Annotated in this window: 23 protein-coding genes; 8 read left to right on the top strand and 15 right to left on the bottom strand. The window is 60.8% G+C overall.

What is annotated here, in order from left to right:
- Positions 1–349: 349 nt before the first annotated feature.
- The 3 genes from K6V06_RS16780 (at position 350) to K6V06_RS16770 (ending at position 4,326) form a co-directional block, all read left to right on the top strand.
- The gene (locus tag K6V06_RS16780; protein WP_222245241.1) at positions 350–1,513 is read left to right on the top strand and encodes a hypothetical protein; all 1,164 of its coding nucleotides are present in this window, start codon (positions 350–352) and stop codon (positions 1,511–1,513) included.
- Positions 1,510–2,784 (top strand): FlhC family transcriptional regulator, encoded by a 1,275-nt coding sequence (locus K6V06_RS16775; RefSeq protein ID WP_222245239.1) that lies wholly within the window; start codon positions 1,510–1,512, stop codon positions 2,782–2,784. Before K6V06_RS16780 ends, K6V06_RS16775 begins: the two co-directional genes overlap by 4 nt.
- Before the next feature lie 519 nt (positions 2,785–3,303).
- Complete coding sequence (locus tag K6V06_RS16770) at positions 3,304–4,326, top strand: CAP domain-containing protein (RefSeq protein ID WP_222245237.1); 1,023 nt, start codon at positions 3,304–3,306, stop codon at positions 4,324–4,326.
- 595 nt (positions 4,327–4,921) lie between these two features.
- On the opposite strand, the gene pilV is transcribed toward K6V06_RS16770, so the two are convergent.
- From pilV to K6V06_RS16695, 15 genes are all read right to left on the bottom strand, one after another.
- Positions 4,922–6,169: a shufflon system plasmid conjugative transfer pilus tip adhesin PilV gene (gene pilV / locus K6V06_RS16765; protein ID WP_222245235.1), complete on the bottom strand. Its 1,248-nt coding sequence runs from the start codon at positions 6,167–6,169 to the stop codon at positions 4,922–4,924.
- A gap of 7 nt (positions 6,170–6,176) precedes the next feature.
- Entirely contained in the window at positions 6,177–6,656 is a 480-nt protein-coding gene (locus tag K6V06_RS16760; RefSeq protein ID WP_222245233.1) for a hypothetical protein, read from the bottom strand.
- A 55-nt stretch (positions 6,657–6,711) separates the two neighbouring features.
- A complete protein-coding gene (locus tag K6V06_RS16755) occupies positions 6,712–7,212 on the bottom strand; it encodes a type 4 pilus major pilin (protein ID WP_222245231.1) in 501 nt (166 codons plus the stop codon).
- 37 nt (positions 7,213–7,249) lie between these two features.
- On the bottom strand, positions 7,250–8,290 hold the full coding sequence (locus tag K6V06_RS16750) for a type II secretion system F family protein (RefSeq protein WP_222245229.1): 1,041 nt from the start codon (positions 8,288–8,290) through the stop codon (positions 7,250–7,252).
- Positions 8,287–10,038, bottom strand: a complete 1,752-nt coding sequence (locus tag K6V06_RS16745) for a GspE/PulE family protein (protein ID WP_255581907.1) — start codon at positions 10,036–10,038, stop codon at positions 8,287–8,289. The genes K6V06_RS16750 and K6V06_RS16745 overlap by 4 nt, the downstream gene beginning before the upstream one ends.
- 44 nt (positions 10,039–10,082) lie before the next feature.
- Positions 10,083–11,345 (bottom strand): type 4b pilus protein PilO2, encoded by a 1,263-nt coding sequence (gene pilO2 / locus K6V06_RS16740; protein ID WP_222245225.1) that lies wholly within the window; start codon positions 11,343–11,345, stop codon positions 10,083–10,085.
- 3 nt (positions 11,346–11,348) lie between these two features.
- Positions 11,349–12,032, bottom strand: a complete 684-nt coding sequence (gene pilP, locus K6V06_RS16735; protein WP_255581906.1) for a type IV pilus biogenesis protein PilP — start codon at positions 12,030–12,032, stop codon at positions 11,349–11,351.
- Positions 12,033–12,043: 11 nt separating this feature from the next.
- Positions 12,044–13,705 carry a type II secretion system protein GspD gene (locus tag K6V06_RS16730; protein WP_222245223.1) on the bottom strand — a complete coding sequence of 554 codons (1,662 nt, stop codon included), beginning with the start codon at positions 13,703–13,705 and terminating at the stop codon, positions 12,044–12,046.
- A complete protein-coding gene (locus tag K6V06_RS16725) occupies positions 13,702–14,211 on the bottom strand; it encodes a toxin co-regulated pilus biosynthesis Q family protein (RefSeq protein WP_222245221.1) in 510 nt (169 codons plus the stop codon). The genes K6V06_RS16730 and K6V06_RS16725 overlap by 4 nt, the downstream gene beginning before the upstream one ends.
- Positions 14,212–14,237: 26 nt before the next feature.
- Positions 14,238–14,684 (bottom strand): lytic transglycosylase domain-containing protein, encoded by a 447-nt coding sequence (locus K6V06_RS16720; protein ID WP_222245319.1) that lies wholly within the window; start codon positions 14,682–14,684, stop codon positions 14,238–14,240.
- Positions 14,685–14,695: 11 nt separating this feature from the next.
- A complete protein-coding gene (locus K6V06_RS16715; protein ID WP_222245220.1) occupies positions 14,696–15,952 on the bottom strand; it encodes a pilus assembly protein PilL in 1,257 nt (418 codons plus the stop codon).
- Entirely contained in the window at positions 15,949–16,716 is a 768-nt protein-coding gene (locus K6V06_RS16710) for a transglycosylase SLT domain-containing protein (RefSeq protein WP_222245219.1), read from the bottom strand. The genes K6V06_RS16715 and K6V06_RS16710 overlap by 4 nt, the downstream gene beginning before the upstream one ends.
- Positions 16,717–16,735: 19 nt before the next feature.
- Positions 16,736–17,872, bottom strand: coding sequence for a TrbI/VirB10 family protein (locus tag K6V06_RS16705; protein ID WP_370637490.1), 1,137 nt, complete (start codon positions 17,870–17,872; stop codon positions 16,736–16,738).
- Between the two features lie 89 nt (positions 17,873–17,961).
- The gene (locus K6V06_RS16700) at positions 17,962–18,837 is read right to left on the bottom strand and encodes a TrbG/VirB9 family P-type conjugative transfer protein (protein WP_222245217.1); all 876 of its coding nucleotides are present in this window, start codon (positions 18,835–18,837) and stop codon (positions 17,962–17,964) included.
- 17 nt (positions 18,838–18,854) lie between these two features.
- Positions 18,855–19,562, bottom strand: coding sequence for a type IV secretion system protein (locus K6V06_RS16695; protein WP_222245216.1), 708 nt, complete (start codon positions 19,560–19,562; stop codon positions 18,855–18,857).
- Between the two features lie 373 nt (positions 19,563–19,935).
- Here K6V06_RS16695 and K6V06_RS16690 point away from each other — a divergent pair, with 373 nt between their 5' ends.
- The 5 genes from K6V06_RS16690 to K6V06_RS16670 are packed head-to-tail and all read left to right on the top strand — an operon-like array spanning position 19,936 to position 24,903.
- Positions 19,936–20,988, top strand: coding sequence for a CpaF family protein (locus tag K6V06_RS16690; protein ID WP_222245215.1), 1,053 nt, complete (start codon positions 19,936–19,938; stop codon positions 20,986–20,988).
- A gap of 16 nt (positions 20,989–21,004) precedes the next feature.
- The gene (locus K6V06_RS16685; protein WP_222245214.1) at positions 21,005–21,352 is read left to right on the top strand and encodes a TrbC/VirB2 family protein; all 348 of its coding nucleotides are present in this window, start codon (positions 21,005–21,007) and stop codon (positions 21,350–21,352) included.
- Position 21,353: 1 nt separating this feature from the next.
- A complete protein-coding gene (locus tag K6V06_RS16680) occupies positions 21,354–21,683 on the top strand; it encodes a conjugal transfer protein (protein ID WP_222245212.1) in 330 nt (109 codons plus the stop codon).
- On the top strand, positions 21,677–24,133 hold the full coding sequence (locus K6V06_RS16675) for a VirB4 family type IV secretion system protein (RefSeq protein ID WP_222245210.1): 2,457 nt from the start codon (positions 21,677–21,679) through the stop codon (positions 24,131–24,133). Before K6V06_RS16680 ends, K6V06_RS16675 begins: the two co-directional genes overlap by 7 nt.
- Before the next feature lie 11 nt (positions 24,134–24,144).
- Positions 24,145–24,903 carry a conjugal transfer protein TrbJ gene (locus K6V06_RS16670; RefSeq protein WP_222245208.1) on the top strand — a complete coding sequence of 253 codons (759 nt, stop codon included), beginning with the start codon at positions 24,145–24,147 and terminating at the stop codon, positions 24,901–24,903.
- Positions 24,904–24,913 lie beyond the last annotated feature (10 nt).

Raw genomic sequence — 24,913 nt, 5'->3', positions numbered from 1 at the left:
GGAGCTGACGATTTAGCGGGCAACTCGATATCACGATATTGACCACTTGCTACGCTGTATATACAGCCGCCCCCAACGGATAGGTGGTTACCCTAAATTGCACAGAATTGCTGCCGTTAAATGAGGGGCAAAGATAGGCTTTTTCTGGGACTTGACATCGAAAGACACGATGATTTCGTGAGCTTTCGCCCTCCAAGGGGTTCCTCACCCCGTCTAACCTCCCGTTGACGTCGTATTCGGCCGGAGCTGCATGCTCGAGCGCCAGCAACTTGACTTTGCGAACCGGCTAGTAATTTGGAAGGGACAGCGCCGTGAGCGTCCGCCGGTAGCAAAGCACTCAGGAAGGAAGATGGAAAACGAAGGACAAAGTAATCTGCCCGCGCCTCAGGACAAGGGGCAATCTCTATCCATTCTGCAGATGACGAGGCTGCTCCTGGCCTCCGAGGTCGATACGGCGGCCATCGGCCGCATCGTCCATGCGGCCGAGCAGATTGCACAGGCGCGGGAACGAATCCGGACCGAGTACATGCTGATCGGTTCGTATCTTGCGGACATCCATCAAACGATGTACATCGCGCTGAACAAGCGTCTAGAGAACCCCGCGCGCGCGAAAACCCAGGCCGGGAAACTGCTGAACGACTACGCATCAAACACGCTTCAGATCAGTAAGCACACGGTCATCCAGTACCTTCAGGTCTATCAGCGCTTCGTGAATAGCAGCGAGGCCGTGGAGTTTCTCAACCTAGGGGAACTCACAATTCTGAAGCGCTCCGACATCAGCGACGCTGAAGTGCAGCTGCTTGTTGACGCGCGCAAACGGCAGGAACAGTTTTCCCGAGACGAGATCGTTCCGTTCATCGAGCGGTACCGCGCTGCGAACGACGAAATCAACACCCTGATGGCTCAGCTGGAGACCGCAAAAGAGCAGCTGGCTGCCGGCACCTCTGAGAAGATCCAGCTTGAGCTAGAGATCAAATATCTGAGAGAGCTGAGCGCTACGTCAGGTAAAAAGGAATCGGAGCTTCGGGACGCGCTTGCCGCAGCGCAGATCGCGCTCGACTCCCAGAGCAACACCGTCCATTCGCTGCAGCTGGCTGTGGAACGGTTCGGGCGCGAAAAGACGGAGCTTGAGAAGCGCGTCTCGGAGATGCGTGTCCGGGAGGTAGTCAAGGAGGTAGAGGTCGTCCCGAGGGGATACCAGTCGATCAAAGACGCGATCGACCAAGCGAACCAGGAACTCGCTGATACCAACGCCGCCCTGTCAAAAACGAGGGCCGACCTGAGCGCGGCGCAGAACGAGCTGCTCGACAGCAAAACACTGAAGCTGGATGAGAGACAGCTCTCTATCCGGCTCACCGGAATCAAGGCGGATATTGAGGCGGCCACGGAGAAGTTCCAGACATCCTTCTCGACGGCCGGGACCAAGCCGCTCCGTCCTCTCCTCGTGACCCTTCGCGATGCCGCCAAGAACCTGTACGAGTTGGTCGACAAGGTAGCGGGAGCGAAGCCATGAAGCAGCACACAAAGGGCCTCTCCGACCAGTTTCTGCTTCCCCAATGGGTCTTGGACCGCATCATGTCAGCGAACTTCCGTTTGACGACCTATATCGTCAACGCGCTGGCTGTCACGAGGACGCTCGCGCCGCTGTTCGATGCCGAGCACGAAGATATCGCCCGCCTCCGGGATGATCACGAGACCTCGTCGCTCATCTTCGGGGTGCCGTTCCTAGCATTCCTTCCCACGCTCTCGTCCCCGGAGGATTGGAAAAGCTACATCGATGGACGCACACCGACCACTAGCGTCGGCACGCTGGCCAAGAGCATGCCGACGCTCACGCCGGTCCAGCACATGCAGCTTGAGCAGGCAAATCGAGCCTATCTAACTGCGCTGTACGACGTCCTGAATATGTCGCTGCTGGCGGCACCCATCCTCGGCATGTCCGTCGAGCTGGCGGAGTATCTTCGCTCGGTGCCTCAGCACAAGATTGACCTGGCCATAGCCGAGCGCCGTATACCACTGTTCAAGTGGCGCCTTCCGAACCGAATCTTCTGGTTCGAGGCGGTGGCCGGCAGACTGACTGCCGATACCGTAGCCCATTACATCATGGACAGTTCGCCGATCCGGTCAGATCGATTGCCGCACTCCGGCCCCTGGGGAAACTTCCATCTGTCGCGGTTCGTTAGAATGGCGTACTGCGAGGGCTTCATTAGAATGCGCTGTCGTGCGAAAAGCGTGGCTGCACTCTTCGACACCACTCCCGAGAAGATGCGGGAGCTGTATCTGCAGATCCACGGAGAGTCGTCGCCTTCGGGTCAGCAACCCGCCTCAGCGGTGTGGTATCTGGAGTCGGCCTCGAGGCGTGTCCAGTCAACTGCGCTGTTGTGGCTATTCCGCAGCGCGCTTGCCGAAGCGGCAACGATCCCTGAGGCATTCATTTGCGCAATGGATGTTTGTCGCCGGCTCTTCGGGGACGCGTTCATGCCGGCCGAACGGGCGTTCCACCTGACGCGGTCGATGTCGACGGATGAAGACCTCGCAATTCGGTCGTGCCGGTCCTGTGGGACTCCATATCTCGCCTCAAATACTGCGCCGAAGATTGAGCTCGCCAACTCGTTCCAGTGTCCTTGTTGTTCTGGTGCATTGTCGTCGCCCAACTCGCCCCTGCACCGCAAGCAACGGGGCCGGCCCCGAAAGGAGCTTGCGTCCAGCAGGCGAGCACCACTACTGATTGACGACGTCAGACTCTCAAGCGATCGCCTCTCTATGGCTGACCCCCACCCATGAGCAGCCTCTTCACCATCTGCATCTACTCCTTTGTTCCGGCCTACCTGGCCTATCTTCTGGCAACCAAGAGAGGACGTAATGGCTGGCTGTGGGCGGTGCTCTGCACGGGCTCATCGTATATAGGCCTGGTGCTACTTGCCCTCCTGCCATCGAGTAGTGTGCCCACGCTCCAGGAGTACCAGCTCCGTTTCCCCCAGAGCACAACGCCAAGAGGTATGCGCTGCGCCCACTGTGGGTCCGGCAGCATCAGGCTCTGGCGCCATCGGACTCTGCTATCAAGGCAGCAGTTCCACAGTTGCAATCACTGCGGCAAGACCCTCTACAGGTCGAAATGACCCCACCGCCGGGGGGCTAAAGCTTTGCCTCGTCCTGCCGTACTAATACCTGTTCACCTATCGTGTATGCTCTGCGGCCCGAAGGCAGGTGCACCAGCGAGGCTTGACTTTGCGCTCAGTTCGTTAAGCTGAATGTAACGGACCGAATCCCCGGGCCACGAAAAATAGTAAAAGGAAATTGATAATGCAGAACAAGAAGTTGTCTTTCACTGCTCTCGCATCGGCGATGGTCTTTGCTCTGGCGGCTTGCGGTGGCGGCGGCGGCGACGAGGGCGGTAGCGACCCCGCACCCACTAACCCACCGGTGGAGCCGCAACCCGCTCCTCCAACCTCCGTCCCGCCGAGCACGACCGCACCGACGCCGACCTACCCAGCTGGGGACCAGCGGCTGGTCGCTTACGAGACGCTGAACAGCCTGCGCCTCAAGCTGGGGGTTGGGGTTCTGAAGCAGGACGAAGCCCTCGACCGTTCCGCCGACAGTCACCTGGGATATATGGCTGCGAACAATGTCGTTGCGCACGAGGAAGAAGCTGGCAAGCCGGGCTTTACCGGCGTGAACCCCTACGAGCAAGGAGTTGCGGCTGGCGCTGATCGAGCCCAATGGATCGCGCAAGTAGCCGGTGGTGCGCCGGACGGCTTGGAGTGCGCCCTCGGCTTCGCGAATTCGGTTTATCACCTGCAGGGAATCACGGGGGTCCAGGAAACGGTCGGCATCGCGGTTCGTGACAATCTCTGCGTCATCAACTTTGGGGTGATCACAGGCGCAAATGGAAGCGGATATGGGCTTCCCACCTGGGGCGGCCAGCAAATGTCGGCGGGTAACATGACCTACTTCCCGTTTGACAACGACACCGTTATTGGCAGCTTCAACCCGGCGGCAGAACGGCCGAATCCCGCGCCCGATCTCACGATGGCAGGTCGTCCGGTGATGTTCCGAGTGCCGGCAACGTCGGATGCTGATGCCCTGACGGTGAACAGCTTTACCCTCGCAGGTCCCAACGGAGCCGCGATTCCAGTTCGGGTCCTCGTAGCACCGAATGCGAAGACTGCGTCGGCGGCCTCGGTCATTGAAGATGCGAACGTGGTTCGAGGCGTGGCTTTCATGCTTCCGATCCAACCGCTCCCTGCTGGCGTGTACACGGCGACGTTTAGCGGAGCTCGGAACGGAATCCCCGTTAGCAAGACCTGGAGCTTCACTGCGTTTTGAGCACCAGCACCAAGCAGAAGAAGACCCCCGATTGGGGGTCATTTTTCTCCACAGCGCTATTCGCAGAGCTCGTAGTAGCGCTTGGGCAGAGTATTACCTTGGCCTCCGCCATATCGCCTTGCGGCTCCTCGTCGGTACGGTGTAGCTGCCAGGATCTCGTCTGCCCGCTTCTCGACTGGCCGTAGCCCGTCAACCAAGTCGAGCTCATAGTCATCAAATTCTGCAGCGAACGATTGGTCGCGCGACCCCGCATTGACTGCCACCCCCGCGCCGAAGCAGGTGTCCTGCGACGAGCACATAGCAGGGCCGAGGCTTACCATGTATGTTGGATACTCAAAGCGACAGACCGGTGCCGCCGGGGGGGAGGGTGTTGGGTCGACCGGCGAGGTGTCGGGACTGTCGCAGAACGGTAAGCCATTCGACTCCCTGCGTGTCCAGACCTTTCCACCTTGACAGTCTGCCACGGTCATCGCTGGCGCCGGGTAGACGATAACCTGTGCAGCGCATAGGTCGAGGGACAACATCGTTACCGCTCCCGCAAAAATGTTCATCAAGTGCCGCGTTCTTTTTTTCATGATCTCAACTCTCTCTGGAATCAGAACGCGCAGCCTGTGGTAACAGTACCCACGAGTTGCCCCCCGATGGCGCCGGTGTCGTTTCCGCTATACCAAGTGGTAGGCGAGACGGCGCTCGCTTGAGCGCGCCACGAAGAGCCGTTGTCGACCATCCAGAAGTAGACACCCTGAATCGGAGGCATGACGTTCCCGGTGATGTTCACCATCTCCTGCTTGGATGTGTAGAGCGCCCAAGCCGTGCCGCCAGGGCAGGCGTCCTTGGTAAAGGTCATACCGTCGGTCACGTTATCGATTTTGCGGTTCGTCGTCAGCTTCCCGATGGAGTTAGTAAAGCTGCGCCATCTGCCACTCCGGCAGAGGAAGCCCTGATTGAGAACATTCGTCCCAAGCTGGCCCTCGGTGCCGCAGGGTTCCCCTTCCGCAATGTTGACGACGGCAGTGCCAATCGGCTGATACCGCCCGCCCGAGCAGATGACCAAGGACGTCGGCAGCGCGGCGTTGCGACGGACAGAGAATTCCTCTGAACAGCTGGCTGCAGGAGTACCAGCGGCCAGCAGCAGCAGGTCGGCTTCCGCCACGACATCGTTGGCCGTCACTCTTCCGCCGTTGTTGATATCGTTCTCCGCCATGTCGATCGCGGTCTGCATCCGATTCAGCTCTGGATGGCCGGGCACCTGCACCCGATACAAGTAGCCGTTGTTGGCTTGAGATCCAGTGAAAGCCAACAGCGACGCGAGGCGGCCACTGCCCGGATTCGTATAGCCCGCGAGAGGCACTCGCCATGCACCATACGCGCCGTACGCGTTGGACGGCACCATCGTCGGATCGCCGTTCTGACCCGGGTAGGGCACGAACCCACCCTGCGCACCCGCTTGCGCGGCGATCTGGACGAGCTGACGTGTGTCCGTGATTGGTCGCCCCCCATGGGAAGTGACGAGGGCCTGGAGGCTATTCGGCGTCGGCTGTAGCACCTGGAGAAGCCAGGTTTGGCCGAATGCATTCATCGACGAGAAGCCCGCCGGCAAGTAGCCAGCGTTGATCAGCATCGCTGGAGTGACAGAGACCGGAACGGTGGCAGTCGCCTGCTGCACTAGCGTCGCAGCGCGATCTTCGACGAACTTTAATGCGGCCTTGTCGAAGACGAGCATCTGGCTAGCGGCAGCCGCGGTCTGAACGTTCATCACGCCCGCCTTAGCCCATGTGACGAAGCCGGCCAGGCTCATCATGGAGAGGACCAGCGCGATAGTTGATCCGAGTATGGCGTCCATATCTACTTTAGGTGTGCAGCTGAATCCAATGGACAAGCGAGCCTATGGGAAGAGCGGCGGGCACCGTCTGCGCCGCACCGGTCATCAGGTTGACCGCGGACCCGACGCTCTCGACCCGCAGCCAGGCAAGGCTTCCGCCGGAGTTCTTGAGCACTGCCGCGCTCGCCCCCGGCGCTACGCGCATGTATCCGTACACGTTGCGTCCGCCGGCCGGGTTCAATACAGCCATGCACCCGACCCCGACTGGCGAGACCATACCCGCCGGTAGCACCGGCGCGATACTTGCTCCCACCAGCCCGGGGGTCGCTTCGACAGTAGCGAGACAGGCAGCGCCGTATGCCAGCGCTTGCTGCGCAGTAATGCTGGCCATGCTGTCAATACGACCTGCCACGCCGGCCCCGGGCATCGCCTCCGACTGCTGCATAAGTTGAGCGAGAATGCCGAGACAGAACAATACTGTCGCTATTGGAAGGAATAGGTAGCCCATGCGACCCTCGTCCAACGCCCCGCGTGCCGTTATGGCTCGCCGGCGCGTCCTGTCATTACTGGAAAGTCAGCGTGAAGGTGGCCGTTGCGCTGCACGCCGAGCCAGCGGTGGCCTGATCAGGGAGACTCGTCTGGGTAAACGAAGTCGTGCCTACCGTAAGCGAAACGAAGTCCCTGAGACCAGTTGCCACCGCGACGCATTGCTTCGCCGTCTGCGCGTTCCCACCACCGAAGGTAATCACACCCTGGGAGCCATTGCTTGCAGAGGAGAGCGTGACTGTGTTGCCCCAGTTGTCAACGAGAGTGTTGCCACGGACCATGCTCGTCGGGAACATTCCTCCAGTGATCATCGCCGGGATATTGGCAGTCGTGAAGTTGGTGTAGCCGTTGTTCCCCTGTGAGAAGCCCCCGCGGGCGTTGGTGATGAGCTGCGTGATATTCGTGCTGACCGTGCTTGCCTTGTCGGTTTGAAAGCCGTTGTATGCCGCGTAACCGATGCCAGACAACGCGATGAGGCCAAGCACGATAGCTACTACACGCCCAAGAATTCCGTCCATTCCGTTTTTCCTCTTTAGTTTGAAACCACGCCCTGATCTAGATCATCCCCATCGACGACGTGATGATCGATGAGAGAGAATTCGCGCCGAGCTGAAGTACGATGAATGCCGCGAACATCGCCCCGGTAAAGGTGGCTGACATCACCATTCCCTTGGTGAGCAACTGCCGCTCAATGACTGACGCGTTCTGCTTCACAGCCACGCTGATCTTGTCCGTGAAATCGTCGAAGCCAGCATACGCACTGATCTCATCGATCAGATCCAATGACGGGAAGCCATAGCCCGTCTGCCGCATTGACTCCGCCAGGTCAAGGCCATCAGTCAATCCGAGGCGCACCGGCCGCAGACGCGATGCCATCCACGGAGAGGCCGACTCGATTTGACCCTCCAAAGCGGCAACGTCGGGGACGTTGGCGCGGAGGAGCGCGACAAACGACATCAGCCAAGTGAAGCCCGTGATCTCCCGATAAACCGTGAAGGGGAAGACGTGCTGATCACAGAACCCCCGACCAGATCCGGTCCAACGCGGCAACGCCCACCAACTCCATACCGCATAAGCCCCCATGCCCCCGAAAATCAGTGGAGCCGGCCAGCCCACCGCCAACTCACCCATCAGATAGAGGCCATATGCCCACCCCGTCCACTTCTCGAGAGGCAAGACATCAAGAAATTGCGGGACGATATACCCGCCGATCATGAGCAAGACCGCGTAAAGGGTGAGCAAGTAGACGACGGGTGCGAAGAAGCTTGCTTGCAGCTTCTGGCGAAGGCGGGTTGTCAGTTCACGCACATCGAGCACCAGCTGCATCGCCTCCGGAAGCTGCCCTGCCTTCTCGCCGGCGTCCAGCACGCTGCGTTCAAGGTCAGTGAGCGCGCTCCCCATGGCGGCCACCAGGGTTTTGCCGTCCCGGACCTGACGTCCAATCTCGTTTGCAGCCTCGGCTGCGCGCTCCTTACCACGGCGCGTAAGCCGTTCCCGAAAGTCCTCCAGAACCTGAGCGAGGGTGAGTCCATTCTCCAATTGGGACGAGGCCTGTTGATACAGGCGGCGCCGCATCGTCCATGACAGACTGTTCAAATCTCCTCCTTCATCGGAATAGCGTCCACGCTTCGCTCTGCATCCACCGGGTCCAGCTTCCCGGCAAGGACCAGGTCCAATGCATGAGCGATCATTGGCTTGTCGGCGCCGGACCGAGCGCGGTGGTTGCGACGCGCAGCGAGTACCCCGTCCTTAATGCAGTCCTGCATTAGCGCTTCAGTCGCCACGACCACTTCAGCCACAGCCTGTTGGCCTACGATTCCCTCTCCATGACAGTGATGACACCCACTTCCGCGGACATGCACAGCTGTGAGGTCGCCCCAGGATTGCAGGGCCCGGTGCATGTAGTCCGGCACCCTACCGGGTGCCCTGGCCAACGGCAAACGGCACTCTTGGCAGAGCAGTGGGACGATTCGCTGTGCGATCAGTCCAATAATCTGGTTGTGGTTGCAGATCACGCCCATGGCGAGTCGCACGTGATCCAGCATGACGAGCCGCGAGAACGTCTCGAACGGGTCGGTCACGTGAAGTGTCGTCAGAACGAGATGTCCAGTCGCCGCAGCTTGCAAGGTGGCGATAGCTTCCTCTACGCCCCGGATCTCACCGAGCAAAACAGCATCAGGGTCCATCCGGAGAGTCATACGGAGCATCTCGGGGAACCGCTCGCTCTCAGTTGAGAGCTGAACGGCCCAGTCCATTGGATACTCCGTCGGATTCTCAATCGTGATGAGCCGCTTCTCCGGAAACAGACGTGCCTGATGTCGCGTGCATTCGAATAGCGTCGTAGTCTTCCCGCTGCCAGTTGGGCCGGTGACGATGATCACGCCCATCGGCCGCCGTAGGAGCTGGGACACCAGTTCCACTTGGTGTGGGGTGTAGCCCATCGCCGGCAACTTGAACTCGCCCGGGGGCGACTTAGGCCGTCTGAGGTCCAATCGCTTCGAAGCCTCGATGGCGATGCTGGGCGCCTCCTCTTGATGGTGCTCCCTGTACTGCAGGCGGGCGACGAGGAAACTCCCACCGCTCTCAACGGGATATGCAGGCCCACGGACGATCCGCACGCTCGAAAGCCCCGTGCCAGGAAGCGCCTCGCCAGCGATCTGCGCGTCCTGCACGTCCAGAGGGTTGTACGTGTCCTTGACAGTCGCTAGTCCGGTGTACATCGCTCGGATCAACCGCTCGCCCTCCTCCCGTCGCATGGATTGGGCTGCGACAGTCCGAAGATCGCCCTTTACCCGGACCTGAATTTCTGTATGGTCTTCCCGGACGAGGATGTGGATATCGGAGGCAACCAGTGCGGCGCTGTCGGCGATAAGGCGTCGTGCGAGGCCCAACGTCTCAAGGTCGGCATCCTGCAGTTGGCCAGCGGCTCGCTGCTGGCGCAATACTGCGAGGTCCTGCGCGGAAACCTTGTGCATTTGAGGGGCGGCCCCGCACCGACGCAGCTTCGCCTCCCAGGTCAGGAGCCGTGGGGTACCAAAATGCCTCGCGTCCACGTAGACATCGCACCCGTGGGCGATCAGGACGCTTTGTATATCTTCATCCGACAGCCCGAAATCGAGGGCGATCTCCTCCACGTTGCCGCCAGTCTCGGCCGTTCGCTCACGTAGCGACGCTGCTTGTTCCCGCGTCAGATGCTGCAGCTTCCGCGCCACGTCGGCGAAGGTCGCCGGCAACGCGCTCGGATAGAAGAGGTGCGGTGCAAGAACGGGGGGCGGCGCCGGCAGGGTAAGCGCGCTCATCGCGACCGATCCCTCAATCCCGGTCGCGCCCGAAGACTCGCTCATCGCGCGTGGCCCAGGCCCGCGCCACGGACGTGACAATGTCCGGATCATTTTCCTCCCCCAACGTTGACATCTCTTTGCGTGGCTTGTGGCAAGCCATGCCGCAAAGCGTAGATCTTCGCCTTTCCGTTCCAGACCGCTGTCGCTGCGTCATAGCCGATCTCAGTAAGGCGCAATGCCGGCACGGTGTCCAGACCATGTCCAGGGCCCAGCCACGGGGGCGCACCGAACGGGATCTCCGCTGTCATCAGCAGCCATGGATCGACAGGAGCACCGTTGTCGCTGGGAAGCAGCGGCGGTGGCATAGCGACCTGAAGAGCAACCCCGACCCTCTGGGCGTATGTCCAGAGCGCACGCCGGGCGTCCGAAACTGCCAGGATGTCTGGTCCCGACGGCGCAAAGGACGTGGCGGTATCCCGTGTAGAAGCGGCTCGATTTCCATCCTCGGACAGGGCACCGGGAGCGTCGAGCGCTACCCCACCGCTTCGATGCCAGGTCACGTCAATCGCGATCGCGGTCTGGGAGACTGCCCTACACCGCCAGCTCGCGAGGGGCCAACCGGAATGCGCTAGTGCCTGTCCGTTCCATTCCCGCCGGCAGGCGTTAAGAAATTCAGATGGGACGGCTTCGGCGGCCCAAGGTCTCGACTCGCGCCTCGCAGCTTCGCTTGCAAGTTGAGCAGCAGCAAAAGCCCGTTGGCGGGCTGCTAGCGCTTCGCGCTCGGCCGTCTGTTGCTGGTCATACCAGTACCATGCGCCGCCCGCAACGACCGCCAAGCTGGCAACCGCCACGCCCGCGTACGCAGCGGCCTTCCAAGGGCCGCTCTGGACGTCCCGCAGCGCGGTGGTTGACTTTGTGGTGCGGACGATCGACGCTAGATCTTGCAAGGTACCGTCGACCTCCAACCACTCGCCCAAGGCCCGATGGCGCTCCCTCAGAGATGTCAGATCCTTGATTGTCCCGATCCGATCCCCGCCGGGGATGATCGCGTGCCCTTGCCTGACCGCGATGTACCAGTAGCGATCACCTTCCAGATGAAAAATCCCGTTCCACGGCGCACGATGATGACTCGCAACCTCTGCGGCAAGCGCCCTGAGAGAAGCGGGTCTTATCCCATGAAGCGGCTCACAGAACCCGCTCTGTATCGCACCTGCAGGGCTCTGGTGCACAACGCTCCACCGGAAGCTGCGGCCGAGTTCGGCCGCGCTCACACGAAGCGAACGCAGGCTGGGTGGAGTTTCCTCGTGCTGCCAGATCAGTCCTAGCGCGAACCCGCCCTTCATCCCAGGGAAATAGAGGATCTCCGCCATGTCTCAAGGCCTCAGCGTCCGGACGCGCTTGCCGTTCGCGAGCTTTACGCCGTCATCGCCGATCGTTACGACTTTCCAGCCCCCCTCAAGCACATCGCCCGCCTGTACAGGTACGGCGCGACCGCCGATTTCCAACACCGCGTTGTAATCGCCGTCGAAGGCCCTCAGTGCCAGCAACCTGGGGGCGTCTCGGCCGGGCGTGGCGCGTTCAATGGCCGGCTGCATCGGACCCGATGCCTGCAAGGACACAGGAAAGCCCACGGAGGGCGATGGAAGAGGCGCCCCGCCGCCCTCTTCACTGCGGCGCACTTCGGCCTTGAGCTTCGCGATCTCAGCTCGCACTTTCCACAGAGCATGTTGCGACTGCAACGCGGCAAGCTCCGATGCATCGGTCAGCCGCCCGGCCGGCGCGGCTTGCTCCCCCGGGCTCGGCGCAGCAGCGTTAGCGGCAATCTCTGCCTTCGAGCCGCTGCCCTCGGCGGCCGGGATCGCGGTTTCCACAGCTTTGCCGACGGCACGTTGGGTAGGAGCGTCGATTTTTTGCCCCGCCGCAATGGCTGCAGCGGCAGGGTTGCGCGGGTCTTGTGCAAACGCTTGCCCGCCGGCTGCCACGCCCATAGTAAGGATGATTGCCACGCGGATCAGTCCCGTTCCGGCGCTCTGCCTGTTTCGTCCAACGATTTCCATTGTTGCTCCCCTCAGAGAAGTCGCGCAGAGATGACGATCGCAATGACCGTGTCGCCTCGGGAGGCACCGATGCCTCCGCCAAGTGCTGCCATCCATGGCTCACCGATGCCGTTGTTGCTTGTCGTTGCTTTCTGGTTGCGGAGACCGGTGAGGACCAGTGACTCGCCGGGCTTCAGGTTCACCGACTGGTTAAACCGGTTCGTTGGCATGGTGCGCAACTGCACGGAAGTACGATTGGCGTCCCCGCCCGAATTGAACGGGACAAGAGGAAGCAGATCCGACAGCGTCATGTCAAAGTTCATGATGATCCGGCCGTCAACGACTTTTGGCAGGAAGCTGCTGGTGAAGCCGTAGGTGACCGTGCTGGTCTGGATAGAGCTTGCGGATCCCACGTTTGCGGCTAACGTGGTTTGCGCCTGTGCCACATAGTCTTGCAAGGTGGCCGTCTGCAGGGCGAGTACCTTACCGTTCTGCGTAACGCCAGACCGGGATACCACCTGCGATACGTTGCCAAGCGTAGAGAGGGCTTGCACTACGGCTCGAGTGCCTGCAAACGGCCCTCCCATGATCGTGACGCCCAAGCTCGATGCTGACGAGCTACCCGAGATCGTTGGCGTGCCCGGCGAGGAGAAGGAAACGCCCGTGCCCGCGCCGGAGCTCTGGTACGCAAGAGCCAGATTCAGGCCATAGTTATCCTCTCGGGTTACGCGGACTTCGTAGACTTGTACGTCGATCGCGACCTGCTTGCCGTACATCGCCGACAGGCTCTTGACGAACTGCTCGACGCGGTCGCACTGGACCGGGTCCCCGGTAACAGTCAATGTCCCAAGGTTCCGGTCATAGACCACCTCAGCTGAAGCACCCGCGACCGCCTTAGCAGTCTTCTCCATGGTCTCCCACGGCTTCAGCTCCATCGAGGAACTCATTGATTGCCCGCTGCGACCGGCACTGCCGCCCCCCGCGCTGGTTCCGTTTGCGCCCGCTCCAACCGTGCCGCCGCCCCCGCCGCTACTGTCCATCGTTGTGATGGAACCGCTCATGCTTGTCGAATCGGCGAGGCTCGGCAGCATGAAGGTACGCGTCTCTGTCCGGAAGAACGAGACCGTGCCATCCGTATATCGGGACCAGACGCCAAAGTGGGCTTCGACCGCCTCCAGGAAGCCCTTGAAGTTGCCTTCGTAGCGTAAGACCAACGGCGCCGCTACTACGCCGCCAACAACGGTGCCGCCAGACAGAGGCGCGGCCAAGTCCATCACCCGCGCCGTGCCGCCAGCCGGGATAGGGCCTCCACCGCGAACGGTCGTAGCGGGGACTTGGGCGACTCCGCCTGCCGGAGTCGCCGCCAGCGCGGAGGCCTCCACGGTCGCTCGAACGCCAACGCTTTGGGCGATCCAATTGGCCACTTCGTTCAACGAAGCCAGAGTCCCTCTGAAGACCACCTGCTTGCTATAAATCTCCGGCTGGGCCTTGCTTGCCCGAATCCTCTCCCCCATGAGCCAGGCGCCATCATGCACCCGGAAAACCGGCCGGCTTCGAGGGGTGTCGGCCAGATGACCTCTGGCCTCCGAGGCGATCCCGTTCTGGATATTGCGGGTCTCCATCGCCCCGCAGCCGGAGAGCAGAGTGCTGGCCGCAACAGCGGCTGCTGTGTAGCGCTTGGCTTGCATCTTCATTGCACGACCCCGTTTTGGCTGATGATGACCGTCCGATTTCCTCGCCAACTGTCCCCGACCACGTCGGCGCCGTTGCTAGCGAGTTCTTCGATAGCGCGCTGGACGGCAGCCTCGAAGTCGGTTCCGTACTCCTTGTCACCCGGCACAATCCAACCATCCGGAACGTTCCACACCACTGTCCATCCGGCCCTGGCGGCCCATCTCTCGAGCTGCAGCTGCAGCGGCTCTCCTTTGACGAGACGGTATGGTCCGGCGGGGCCAGCTCCTTCTGGCGCAGTTTCCGGGGAGGCGACGCCCCGAGAAGGTGAGATGGCGTTGCCGGCAGCGGGCACGGGCACGTTCGCCAACAAGGCTTGCACCGCCCTCTTACTGTCAGAAGCGGTGGGCTGCAGCGATTGCCAACCGTCAGATGAGCGCGGGGCCGCAAGCGCCGCCGGCGTGAGCGACAGGCCGCCCATCAGCAACGCGGCGGCGGCGATATGGGTAGTTCGGATATGTTGGCGCATAGCTAGCTATATGGTGATCTGAAGAACTATCGAATTGCCGCGCTCTGCAGCTTCTGCCATCGGGTGTGAATCTTGTTCGCGTAGCGCAGCCGTTTCTCGGGCGATGCCGCGTTGTACGCGCCCACCGCGTTCCAGGTTGGCCCATATCGCTGGATGTTTTCGCGCAGAATCCACGCTCCCACATATGCGCTAACGCAGCCATCGAACAGGTGCTTGCGCGTGATGCCATAAGCGGCTAGTCGTGGGAGGTGAATCGAGTTGATCTGCATCAGGCCGATATCCTCGGAGCCGTTCGCGTTCCTGTTGGTCGCTTTGGGGTTCATGCCAGACTCCTGCAGCGCGATACTGCGCAGGAGCAACGGATCGACACCGTGGAAGCGCGCCGCGTCGTCTAAACAATCCGCTTGGGCAGTTCCCGCGACCGCATATGCCAGGAGCCAGGCGAATGCCTTTGCCACCCGGGACGCATCCATCACCCGCTCTGTCACAGCGACACCTTTAACGGCTGCTCGGTGAATCGAACCCTGGGATTCCGCTCTACCTGCACCACCTGGCCGTCAGCAACGACGGTCAAACGGGACGCAATACCCTCGAACTTGTAGTAGCGATCCCTCTGTTCACCATCCCGCTTCAGCTGGTCGCCAACCACCGATATGTTGACCAACGACCTGTCGAAGCTGAGGTACGTTGCCCCATCCTTCTCAAATACCATTCGTAGTCCCGCGCTGTTCTTCGCCGGGAACAGGTATTCGATCTCCGGGACCCGCAGCACCTCGACGGCGTTGCCGCCGGAGGTCGCGGTGAAGCGATCCACGGTGGCAAAGGACAGCACCCGCGCGTCTTCGTCCCACTTCGTCCAAAGCTTTCTGGATGAGGGGTCAAGCACGACCAGGTCCTTCGGCTCCTGATCGAACCGAATCTCGATACTGCCGTCTTTGTTGTCACGGATCGCCACCGCACCGAAGGCTGAAGCTAGAGTGGGCCCCTCCACCGCATCTGGTGCGCTCGCCGGTACAGCGCCGCTGTGGCCGGTAGCAAGGGCGGGGCTGTTCTCTGACGGGCTGCCTGTGTCAGCTTCATAGATGGCGTTCGCAACAAGCGAGAAGCTCGTCGGCGGAACAGCGCGCAAAGAGATGTTGCGCTTGCTGAAATCGACCTCGGCGTAAAGGTCGCGTCGCTCGAGCACACGCGCCAGCGCCTGCAACCAGTTTTCCCCCTCGCGCAACTCGACAAACACGTCATCGGTGAGCGGTATCTCTTTCTGGGCGGTCCCCGTCCATCCAGGCGGCGCAATCGACTTCACCATCTGCGCTAGCGGAAGAGACGAACGGCCAGCCCGCACTAAAGGAAGCGTTGCGTAGCTTCCGATCAGCGCCATCCGTCCGAAAGCCGCGGCCCTTGGCGTCGGCAGTGCAGTGGTCGGACTGACCGGCTCCACTGTCACCGAGTTTGAGCGTTTCCAGCGGGCGACGACAGGTTGGCCGTTGACCGTGTATTGGACGACGTCTGGCACCCCCTCGATGATCCAATACGGGCCGGCCTGCACCGCGTTCCCCACATGAACGGCTTGACCACTGCGCGGTTGGATGTAAGTGGACAAGCCGTCATTGAAGACAAGTGCAGGCCGCTCCGACGCGCGCGCGACAACCTGGTAATCAAAGTCTAGTGGATCGGTGTTTGTGGCCGAGGCATGGCCGCTCGCTGCCAGTGCCAGCGTACCTAGGATGAGCGACCTGATCATTGGAATTGGGCTACATGTTTCATAAAGCGATGGAAATACGGCATCCCTCGCTCGGGGTTCGCGTTGTGATACCAGGCAACGGCTTTGGAGGCGGACCCGCTACGACGGAAGTTTTCCGCGAGGATGTCTTCTGCGACCCGAATATTGGTGGCCGGAGATAGCGCCTCCCATGGCGACCGGAACCGGTGGCCGTGATATCGCCAGTTCACCTGCATCAGCCCTACGTCAAAGTCGCTGCGGCCCTGCGCCAGCAGGCTCTGGATAGTCGCGTGCGCTTCGCCCCGGGTCGAGAAGTACATGCCCCGCCCGGCCACATTGAGGGTCCACGGCCACGGCCGACCTCGGTACCCCGACTCGTTCATCGCGATGCCCGCGGTAACTTTCGGGTCGATACGCTGGCCCATCTGAGCGAAGGGCTCCGTCTTCGGCGAACAGGCCCACCCACCGCGACGCTCAGCTAACGCTTCCTGCGCTTGATCGTTCAGTGAGCGCGGCCGCAGCCAGCCCTCACCTGCTAGCAGACCGCTAAGCGCCACCTTCTTTCCGTCGGCGTGGACGACGGGTCCCTCTTCCGCGCCCGGTTCAATCAGTGCTCCAATTAGTCTGGCCGACCAGCCAAGGAACGCCTCCAGGCCGCAGTAGAGGACGGGCGTACCATCAACCGTGTGCAGCCGGTCCTTTCCTTCCGCGTGGACGATGACGGCTGTCGGACTCACGAATGCACGAATAGTGGCGGCATGCGACGTAGAGCCGATCAGCAGCATGACGATACCGACGGCGGCTCTAATCACGATAGGGCTCCAGCACCATGTCGTGCTTGACCTGCACCATCATCTTCTGTCCCGGCTTCGTCGTAATCGTCGGACGCAATCCCTGATTTCGGCTCAGGATTGTCGAAGCAGTTTGCCCCGCGATCTGACCGGCCGCATTGCCGTAGGTGGTCAAGCCAGAGGGTCCGACCGTGGTAGCCGTATTGCTGTCGTTGAAGGCAATTTCCAATGCGCCGATCAGGAGCGCACCGCCGAAGATCTTCCAGAAGTGGTTGTTGACATCGCCGCTAATGCCGGAGTAGCCGTTCGGATCGGACGCCTGCATGCCCATCAGGGATACCCATTTCCCGTTTGGAAGCTGCATACGAATAAACGCGCCGAGAATCCGCTCCTGGCCGATGGTGACGTTCGCGCTTGATGCTCCAACGAGCGTCGTGCCGGCCGGGATAACCTTGCAATCCCCCTTCACGGTGTCGTAGACGTCCTGAGAGACGGTTGCCCGGAATTCGCCGGGCTTGTCCGAGTTCAGGCCTCCCGCGAAGATCGCAGGAATAACGAAACCCCTGCTGAGAGTGCACTTCGGCAGCGTGCCGCCAAAGCCGGTGCGCAGGGTTGTCGTCCCCGCAGTCTCGCGGAGGAACTGGGCGTCTGCAGACTCCGCCGCTTGTGGCACGTCAGTGTCTGGATTTGACCCGGCCGCCCTGAGCACCGCGGCCTGCCGAAGCGCGCGCATTTGAGCTGGGTCCGTAAGCTCGGCCATACCGGCCACCTGTTTCATCCCATCGATCTGTTGCTTGCGCACTCCCTTCTTGTAGATCGAGGAGGTGAAGATATCGTCATGCTCATTCTTCTTTGAATCGGCCCGGGTGTTTGGCTGGTCCATCATGTCCGCCGCCTTCAGAACGGGCGTGTTCCCCGTGTCTGGCTTGATCGCCGCCCGACGCTGTCTTTCTGCCTCTGCCCGAGCTCGGTCCGCCTGCTCGCGGATTGCTTGATCCAGCGCCTGGCCGTTGTCGCCGCCGCTGGTGCGCTGGCGCAGGCTTTCTGCGCGCTCCTGCTCTGCCTTAGCGTCGATCTGATCCTCACTGATCGATTGGAAGTAGTACCCCAGCCCGCCCACGAGGACGGCGCCAATCACTCCCATAGCCATGACAATGTTCCGTGGGAGCTTCCCCTTGACGGTTCGCTCCTGGGCATCGGTAACGTCAGAGACGTCCGTAGCTTTCGTGCTATGCCGCATCAGAACAGCCCCAGGAACCGGCGACGGCCTCGCTCAATCTTCACCTCCTCGTCGCCCGAGCGAAGCGCGACAGTGTCTGCGAGTCGCTGCACGACCAAGTAGTCGCCTCGGCGTATGAAATTCACCACGACATAGTCGCTACCGTCTTTGACCAGCGCGACAGGCCATTCCGCGCTCTTCGGCATCCGGATCCAGATAGCTTTCCCATCATCAAAGACGGCCTCGGGCTTGAAGCTCGCATTGCCGTATGTTGAGTAGCCAAAATTCAGGTTCTCGGGAGAGACGGATACCGCGCCGCCGCTTCGTGCGGGATAACCCCCCTCCTGCTCAGCAGCCGGCTCTTGACCCGCCGCGCGCGCCTTTGCCTTCTCTGCGAACGAGGTCGAAATGCGGAACCGAACCTTCTGGTAGAAGATGCCGCCCAGCGGCGATGAAACCAGCGTGAACTCGTAACTACGCTTGGTCGTATTGACCGAGAGCGTGTTCACCAGCCCAGGAGCCTGGGGCTTGACGTACAGGTGGTTTACTCCGTCCGTCTCGTAATCCCACCGCACGCTCTCCCCCCATGCAGGCTCGCCCACGATCCGCTCGTCGTCTGGAAACTCAATCGTGGTCATCTTCAGGGGTGCGGTGAGCACTCGGAAGATCTGGTCTCGGTTGTAGTTGAATACAACCAGGCGCGAGTCTCCGGGCAAGGCGATCGGATCGACGCCGCCGTTGAACGGGTTCGCCGGATTCATGGCGTCGCTGATATCCCCAACTCCAAACCGGCGCGCGGCCTTGTCGCTCGCCTGTGCATCAGGCAGAAGAACGGCAAGCGCCATCAGGGCTGCGACAGCAAGGGAACTGAGCGGGAAGGACTTGCGCTGTGTCATTGGGGTCTTTCGGCCTCTCAAGCCGGCGATTTCTGAATGCTGAAGAACACGGGGTGGATGCCGAAGGGATTAGTCCCCAGCACCGCATCGCTGGTCGGTGGCTTCACTTGATAGCGGAACGTCATGGCGTACCGCATCTTGCGCGGCTTGTAGCCGTCCTCGGTGGACGTCGCTACGAACTCGACAGCGACCGTGCTGTCCGGAAGCAGTGCAATGTTGGTGACACGTACCTCCCGAATCAGCGTTGGAGATACGCCCACCTGACGGAAGGGCTCGTCCTCGGCCACCCAATCCTCGAACTGCTTCCGCGCGGACCCCACCATTTGCGCCCTCACGGACCGCAGGTTGCTCGCCATACGCGAGTCCTCCACCTGGGCCGTCAACAGCGGCTCGATGGTGAACCAGCGAGTGACCAGGTCCTTGAACGCCCATTGAAGCTGGATGCCCTCTGGCTGGAACGCCTGCAACTCCCGAACAATGGGCTTCCCACTTGCGTCGGCCGAAACGCCGACCGTGGTGACGACCGAAGGTGCCGGCTCTCGGGTGACGATCGCAGCCAACGCGATGCAGCCGATGCCGAGGGTTGCAATCTTCCAGTGGTTGCGCTCGATGGCCAGGCGGGTAGTCCTGTCGAAGATCACCTGTTCGGTGCTCTCATTGGCATACATCCCGGGCGCGACCGCCAGAGGCTTAGCTTTACTGGAATTCTTGCGGAAGAGGCCCATGCGGCAGTCCTTTGAGATGCCGCAATTGAATCAGCGATCACCAGCGGAGAGACCGGCAAAAGCTATGCGATTTTCAACAGCTTTCCGACTGCACAACTGAGGAACCGCTTCGGCCACCGCTGCTCCCACCCCAGAAGCCCTCGAGTTCTGAACGACCAACTTTCGGGCGAAACGTCACGTTTCCTACCCCTGATTTCCTGGCCAACTCAATATCAGGATATCGCGCGCCTCGCCGGTCTGTGGGGCAGCGGAGAATTGCCGGCGGTCGACAAGCTCCGCATCGCCCCTCCCAGGCCACGGCCTATGAAAGCTCACGAAAATCGCCCAGCTTTCAGTCTGCTTCATGGTTCCAAGGCCGCCAACAATAGCGGCCATGGAAACGTCCGCATCAACCCATCCGGTCCTGCAACTGAGTCAGCTCGAGGAAAGCGCTGTTGCGATGTTCTTTGAGTCGCTGGCACCGATTCGTGAGTACATCGATGCGCCGGATGTGGCGGAAGTCATGGTCAATAGACACGACAGCATCTGGGTAGAGCGTCGTGGTGAGATGACCCGCGTAGAGGTACAACTGGAGCCTGCCAAGCTCGAAGGGGCTGTGCGCTCCCTCGCTTCGTCTGTCCAGAAGTCGGCAGTCCGGGGTACGGCCCAAGGCATCATCAACGCCGGGCACAAAGGGCTGCGGATAGCGGCGGTCATGCAGCCGACGGCCATCGACGGCCACGCGCTTAGCATTCGACGGCATCGCGAAACCAACCTCTCCCTCAATGACTATGTAAGGGCCGGGGCGTTCTCCGCCAAGCACTCGCGAAGCACGGCAAACGACATGCCCATCTTCGCCGGGTCCGTCGAGGATGAGCTGCTCAAGGAAGCGCTGATTGCGATGGTGCAGCAGCGGAAGAACGTGCTAGTTGCCGGTGGCACCTCCTCGGGAAAGACCACGCTACTTAACGCTCTGGTCGAGAACATTCCGGCGAGCGAGCGCGTGCTGACCATCGAGGACACGATGGAACTGAAGACGCGCGTTCCCAACGCGGTCCGACTGCTGTCCAACACCGACAAAAACGTCACGACTCAGCAGCTTGTTGCTCTCGCGCTCCGCTTCCGGCCAGACCGGATTCTCGTCGGTGAGGTCCGTGGCGGGGAAGCGTTTGACCTGCTACAGGCGCTAAACACCGGCCACGACGGCGGCATGGCTTCGCTTCATGCCAACAATGCCAAGGCAGCTCTCTCTCGCCTTGAGAGCCTGGCCATGCTCGGCATTCCGGTCGGCTCGCGATGGGAGCTGGAGGATATGCGCAAGCTGATCGCAGAGTGCTTCAACTATGTGATCCATATGCGTCGTACGGGCGAAATGCGCCACGTCTCGGAGATCATCGAGATCAAGGGCTTCCGGAACGGCGACTACGACATTGAACGTGTTTTCTAACCAAGGAGTCCCTGCAGTGAACGCTCTTGACTGTTTCCCTCTACGCGCCACGGCGCGCAAGTCTCTCCCGTCGATACTCGTCCTCATCGGAATGATGACGTTTGCGACCTCTGCCATGGCAGCAGAAGCTGCTTTTCTCAACAACTTGGGGGAGTTCATTTGCGGCATCGCAACCTTTATCAACACGAAGTACCTGTTCGTGGCCGGCTTGATTCTGATCGTCATCGGCGCCATCGGCATCGCGAGCTCGGAATCGACGATCATGAAGTTCATCTCTGTGGTCTGTATCGGGATTGGCCTGGCTGCGGCTGCCCCTTCCATCATGAAGGTCCTCGGCATCGCTTCTCAGTGCACAGGCTTCTAACATGCGGGAGCATCACGTCAGCATCGGTCTCTCTCGGCCGCGCCAGATCGGCGGCGCGGTACGCGGGCTCGCCATCGCCAACGGCACGATCGTCGCCCTGCTTGTCTACGTGACATTTCGGAGCGGCTGGAAGATTCCCTGCGCCTTCGTGCTGATGGGTATGGCCGTGCATGCTCTACTGCACTGGCTCACAAGCCGTGATCCGTGGTGGAACCAGATCCTCAATGTCTACAACCACTACGGGGACGTCTACGAGTCTGTTCCTTGGCACGGCAAGCTGCACGCCCTTTTCCGCCGTCCCTACGGCTTTGACAGCGACCTACCATGCTGAAGCTTCGGCGCCGCCCCCTCTATGAGATTGTTCCCTGGCTCACGTCCATCACGCCAGAACTGATCCTCAACAAGGACGGGTCGCTGCTCGCGACATATGAGTTCAAGGGGGTGGATGCCGACAGCCCGGACAGCAACGATATCACTGCCGCACGGAACCAACTGGACCAGGCCTGCCGCAGCTTTGACAACCGGATTACCGCCTGGTGGAAGATCAGCCACCGCCGCGCTCGTTCCTACGTGGACGGCGAGTTCCCTGCTGCGGCGGATGCAAAGTTGGACCGCTTGAATCGGTCTCACATGACGACCGGCAAGTATTTCCACAACACCCACTCGTTGGCACTCGCCTATACACCTGAGAGTGGAATTGCGAAGTTCTTTGAGAAGGCCGGCTATCACATGACGGTAGGCGGCAAGTCGGTCTTCGCAGCCATCTTCGAGGCGACGAAGGACACCGTGTTCGCGCGTAGCGCATTCGCCTTCGATCTCGAAAAGGTTACGACCGATGTGCGCCGCTTTGAGGCGATCCTGGATGCTTTTACTGGTGGCGTACCGCGCCTGCGAACTCGTCGTCTGGAGATGCAAGATGCCTATGCCGCATTACATCAGGCAGCGAACCCGAGCGTACCGCCGCGCCGGATCCGCTACCCAGTTACGCTTCTTGATACCCACCTAACCGAGTCCGAAGTAACGGCGGGCGCCGAACGGCTTCTCTTCGAGTCCGCGCACGGCAAGCGCTACGCCGCAATCGTCGCCGTCAAGGAATGGATGAGCTTTCAGGAAGCCGCTTTGGACAGCCTCATGCATATCGACGCGGAGCTCGACGTATGCATCATGTACAGGTTCCTCGATACAGCCCGGGCTGCTGCCTACATCGAAAAGGTCAGGCGTTTCTACAAGATGGCCGCGCTGAACGTCCGGGCCATCCTGAAACAGTACGTCGCCAAGGAAGAGGCGGAGAACGACGAGGGCCGCCAGCAACTAGCGAAAGAGGCCGGCAAGGCACTCAAACGCCTCACGGCTGAAGGCACGCAACACGGTTTCGCCAACATTTCCATTGTTGTTTATGGCGATTCCGAGGCTGCGCTCGAGGATTCCGTAAGTGAGGTCGTCGGCGCGTTGACGAACGCCGGCTTCGGGGCGATCCGCGAAAAGGCGAACCTGATGGCCGCGTGGAACAGCACGCTTCCCGGCCGCTGGGACAAACAGCGCCGGTTACAGTTTGTCGAGACGCCGGCGGTGTCGGACCTTGCTCCCGTACGGTCGGTCATGTCGGGTCCCACTCGAAACGCGTGGCTCTCGGACAAAGCTGGCAAGGAAGTGCCACCGCTAACCTGCTTGCCGACCCGCCATCGCACTGCGCAGCGGGTTGACCTTCACCAGCCGGGCGGCAACGGGCACTTGTTAGTCATTGGCCCAATCGGCGCAGGCAAGTCGGTGTTCCTCAACTTCCTGGTCTCTCAGGCCGGCCGCCACGACGCGCGCCGGATCCGGTTCGACAAGGATCGCTCGACGCGCATCCCGACGCTCCTAAGCGGTGGCACTTTTGTAGACGTCACTGGCAAGTTTCAGGCGGCAACTCACGTCAACCCCCTGTCTCTACTGTCCAGCCCTGCGAACTACACCTATGTGACCGAGTGGGTGACGCTGGCGCTTGAGGACGACGATTTCACTCTGAGCCCGCAGCAGTCGCAGGACATCTATGAAGCAGTGAAGATTCTCGCCACCTACCAACGCGGGCAATGGACCCTAGGTCATCTGGCGACACTGCTGCACGATAGTTTGCGTGAGCGGCTACAGATTTGGTTGCAAGGCGGCCAGTACGGTCACTTTTTTGACCATACCGAGGATGCGTTTGAGGTCAGCGACAACTTGTCGATCGAGATGGGAGACCTCTTCGAGAAGTATCCACGTGCGGCTGCCCTCTTCACCGACTATGCGTTCTATCGAATCAGCCAGTCGATGGACGGGCTGCGCTACACCATCATCGAAGTGGAAGAGGCGGGCTTCTTCTTCCAGCAACCGCGGTTCTATCGCCGGTTGGAGACGTGGGTAACCACTATTCGGAAGCTGAACGGCGCCGTGTGGATGGCCACTCAGTCGCTGCGACAGCTTGAGCGGGTGCCGGACTTCGAGATTCTGAAGGACAACATCGGCAACATCATCTACCTGCCGAACAGCCAAGCCAATACCAGCAAAGATCTCTACAAAGACAAGTTCGGCCTGACTGATGACCAGATCCAGATGATCAACGACGCGGTGCCCAACCGCGACTACCTCTGGATCACCCGGAGTCAGACTCGCATGCTGCAGGCCACCTTCTCGGACGAGATGGTTGCGATGCTGCGCTCTGACGGCGTCGCGCAGTCAATCCTCGATCGTCACTACACGTCTGGCGCACCGAACTGGCAAGACGCCTACGTGCGCGAGATCCTCTCGCGGTCCGCCTAAGGAGATTTCCAATGAAGAAATGGTTCACCTCAGCCGCATTGGCGATATCGCTGTGCGCGCCGCCTCTCGCACACGCGAAGATGCCCGTCATCGACGTCGCGAACCTGGCGCAAACGACGATGTCTGCCCTTCAGTCCTTGAAGACCGAAATCTACGAGAACACCAACATTGCCTACCAATACAAGATGATGGCAAACCAGCTGCTGCAGGCGACCGGCATGGACCCGAGCCACCTTGCCGAGCAGCTAGGGGCGATCAGCGACGACATCCGTCAGTACGAGGCATACGGGAGCACCCTGAAAGACCTCTATGGATCGGTATCTGACACCGTCGACTACTTCAGCAAGGTGCAGAGCATGGTCAAAGCTTCCGGCAAGACCATCGATGACTGGTTCTCGGACCAGCGTCAGCTGCTTCAGAGCGGAGACAAGACCGCCCGGATGCTCTTCGACCTTGGCACAAACGTCGCCAAGAATGTCCAGAATCAGGCCAAGCGACGGGAGAAGGTGCAGAAGACAATGAAGCTGACCGGCACCGCCCAAGCGGCGGCAGAAGCTACCAACGAGATGCTTGACATCCTCGCAACCCAGAACTCTGACCTCCTGCAGTTGATGAGTGCGAGGGCCCAAGCTGACGCGGCAAGGGACAAGCAGGGAAACGCTTACGACACTGAAAAGACAGAGGCGATGCAGGCAATTGCCCGGGACCAAGAGACCCAGCTTCAGCAGCTGCGGTCGCGTGTTTATACGCGGGAATGGCGGGCGGAGTAACTAGGATGGC

This window comes from Cupriavidus sp. AU9028, assembly GCF_019795295.1.
GTDB lineage: Bacteria > Pseudomonadota > Gammaproteobacteria > Burkholderiales > Burkholderiaceae > Cupriavidus.
The sequence above is the reverse complement of the archived record's forward strand: the minus strand, read 5'-3'. Positions and strand labels throughout refer to the sequence as shown.

Excerpts from the sequence above, each read along its gene's own strand:
- K6V06_RS16780 (WP_222245241.1), top strand. The coding sequence starts at position 350 with ATGGAAAACGAAGGACAAAGTAATCTGCCCGCGCCTCAGGACAAGGGG.
- K6V06_RS16775 (WP_222245239.1), top strand. The coding sequence starts at position 1,510 with ATGAAGCAGCACACAAAGGGCCTCTCCGACCAGTTTCTGCTTCCCCAA.
- K6V06_RS16770 (WP_222245237.1), top strand. The coding sequence starts at position 3,304 with ATGCAGAACAAGAAGTTGTCTTTCACTGCTCTCGCATCGGCGATGGTC.
- pilV (WP_222245235.1), bottom strand. The coding sequence starts at position 6,169 with ATGGACGCCATACTCGGATCAACTATCGCGCTGGTCCTCTCCATGATG.
- K6V06_RS16760 (WP_222245233.1), bottom strand. The coding sequence starts at position 6,656 with ATGGGCTACCTATTCCTTCCAATAGCGACAGTATTGTTCTGTCTCGGC.
- K6V06_RS16755 (WP_222245231.1), bottom strand. The coding sequence starts at position 7,212 with ATGGACGGAATTCTTGGGCGTGTAGTAGCTATCGTGCTTGGCCTCATC.
- K6V06_RS16745 (WP_255581907.1), bottom strand. The coding sequence starts at position 10,038 with ATGAGCGAGTCTTCGGGCGCGACCGGGATTGAGGGATCGGTCGCGATG.
- pilO2 (WP_222245225.1), bottom strand. The coding sequence starts at position 11,345 with ATGGCGGAGATCCTCTATTTCCCTGGGATGAAGGGCGGGTTCGCGCTA.
- pilP (WP_255581906.1), bottom strand. The coding sequence starts at position 12,032 with ATGGAAATCGTTGGACGAAACAGGCAGAGCGCCGGAACGGGACTGATC.
- K6V06_RS16730 (WP_222245223.1), bottom strand. The coding sequence starts at position 13,705 with ATGAAGATGCAAGCCAAGCGCTACACAGCAGCCGCTGTTGCGGCCAGC.
- K6V06_RS16725 (WP_222245221.1), bottom strand. The coding sequence starts at position 14,211 with ATGCGCCAACATATCCGAACTACCCATATCGCCGCCGCCGCGTTGCTG.
- K6V06_RS16720 (WP_222245319.1), bottom strand. The coding sequence starts at position 14,684 with ATGGATGCGTCCCGGGTGGCAAAGGCATTCGCCTGGCTCCTGGCATAT.
- K6V06_RS16715 (WP_222245220.1), bottom strand. The coding sequence starts at position 15,952 with ATGATCAGGTCGCTCATCCTAGGTACGCTGGCACTGGCAGCGAGCGGC.
- K6V06_RS16710 (WP_222245219.1), bottom strand. The coding sequence starts at position 16,716 with ATGCTGCTGATCGGCTCTACGTCGCATGCCGCCACTATTCGTGCATTC.
- K6V06_RS16705 (WP_370637490.1), bottom strand. The coding sequence starts at position 17,872 with ATGGCTATGGGAGTGATTGGCGCCGTCCTCGTGGGCGGGCTGGGGTAC.
- K6V06_RS16700 (WP_222245217.1), bottom strand. The coding sequence starts at position 18,837 with ATGACACAGCGCAAGTCCTTCCCGCTCAGTTCCCTTGCTGTCGCAGCC.
- K6V06_RS16695 (WP_222245216.1), bottom strand. The coding sequence starts at position 19,562 with ATGGGCCTCTTCCGCAAGAATTCCAGTAAAGCTAAGCCTCTGGCGGTC.
- K6V06_RS16690 (WP_222245215.1), top strand. The coding sequence starts at position 19,936 with ATGGAAACGTCCGCATCAACCCATCCGGTCCTGCAACTGAGTCAGCTC.
- K6V06_RS16680 (WP_222245212.1), top strand. The coding sequence starts at position 21,354 with ATGCGGGAGCATCACGTCAGCATCGGTCTCTCTCGGCCGCGCCAGATC.
- K6V06_RS16675 (WP_222245210.1), top strand. The coding sequence starts at position 21,677 with ATGCTGAAGCTTCGGCGCCGCCCCCTCTATGAGATTGTTCCCTGGCTC.
- K6V06_RS16670 (WP_222245208.1), top strand. The coding sequence starts at position 24,145 with ATGAAGAAATGGTTCACCTCAGCCGCATTGGCGATATCGCTGTGCGCG.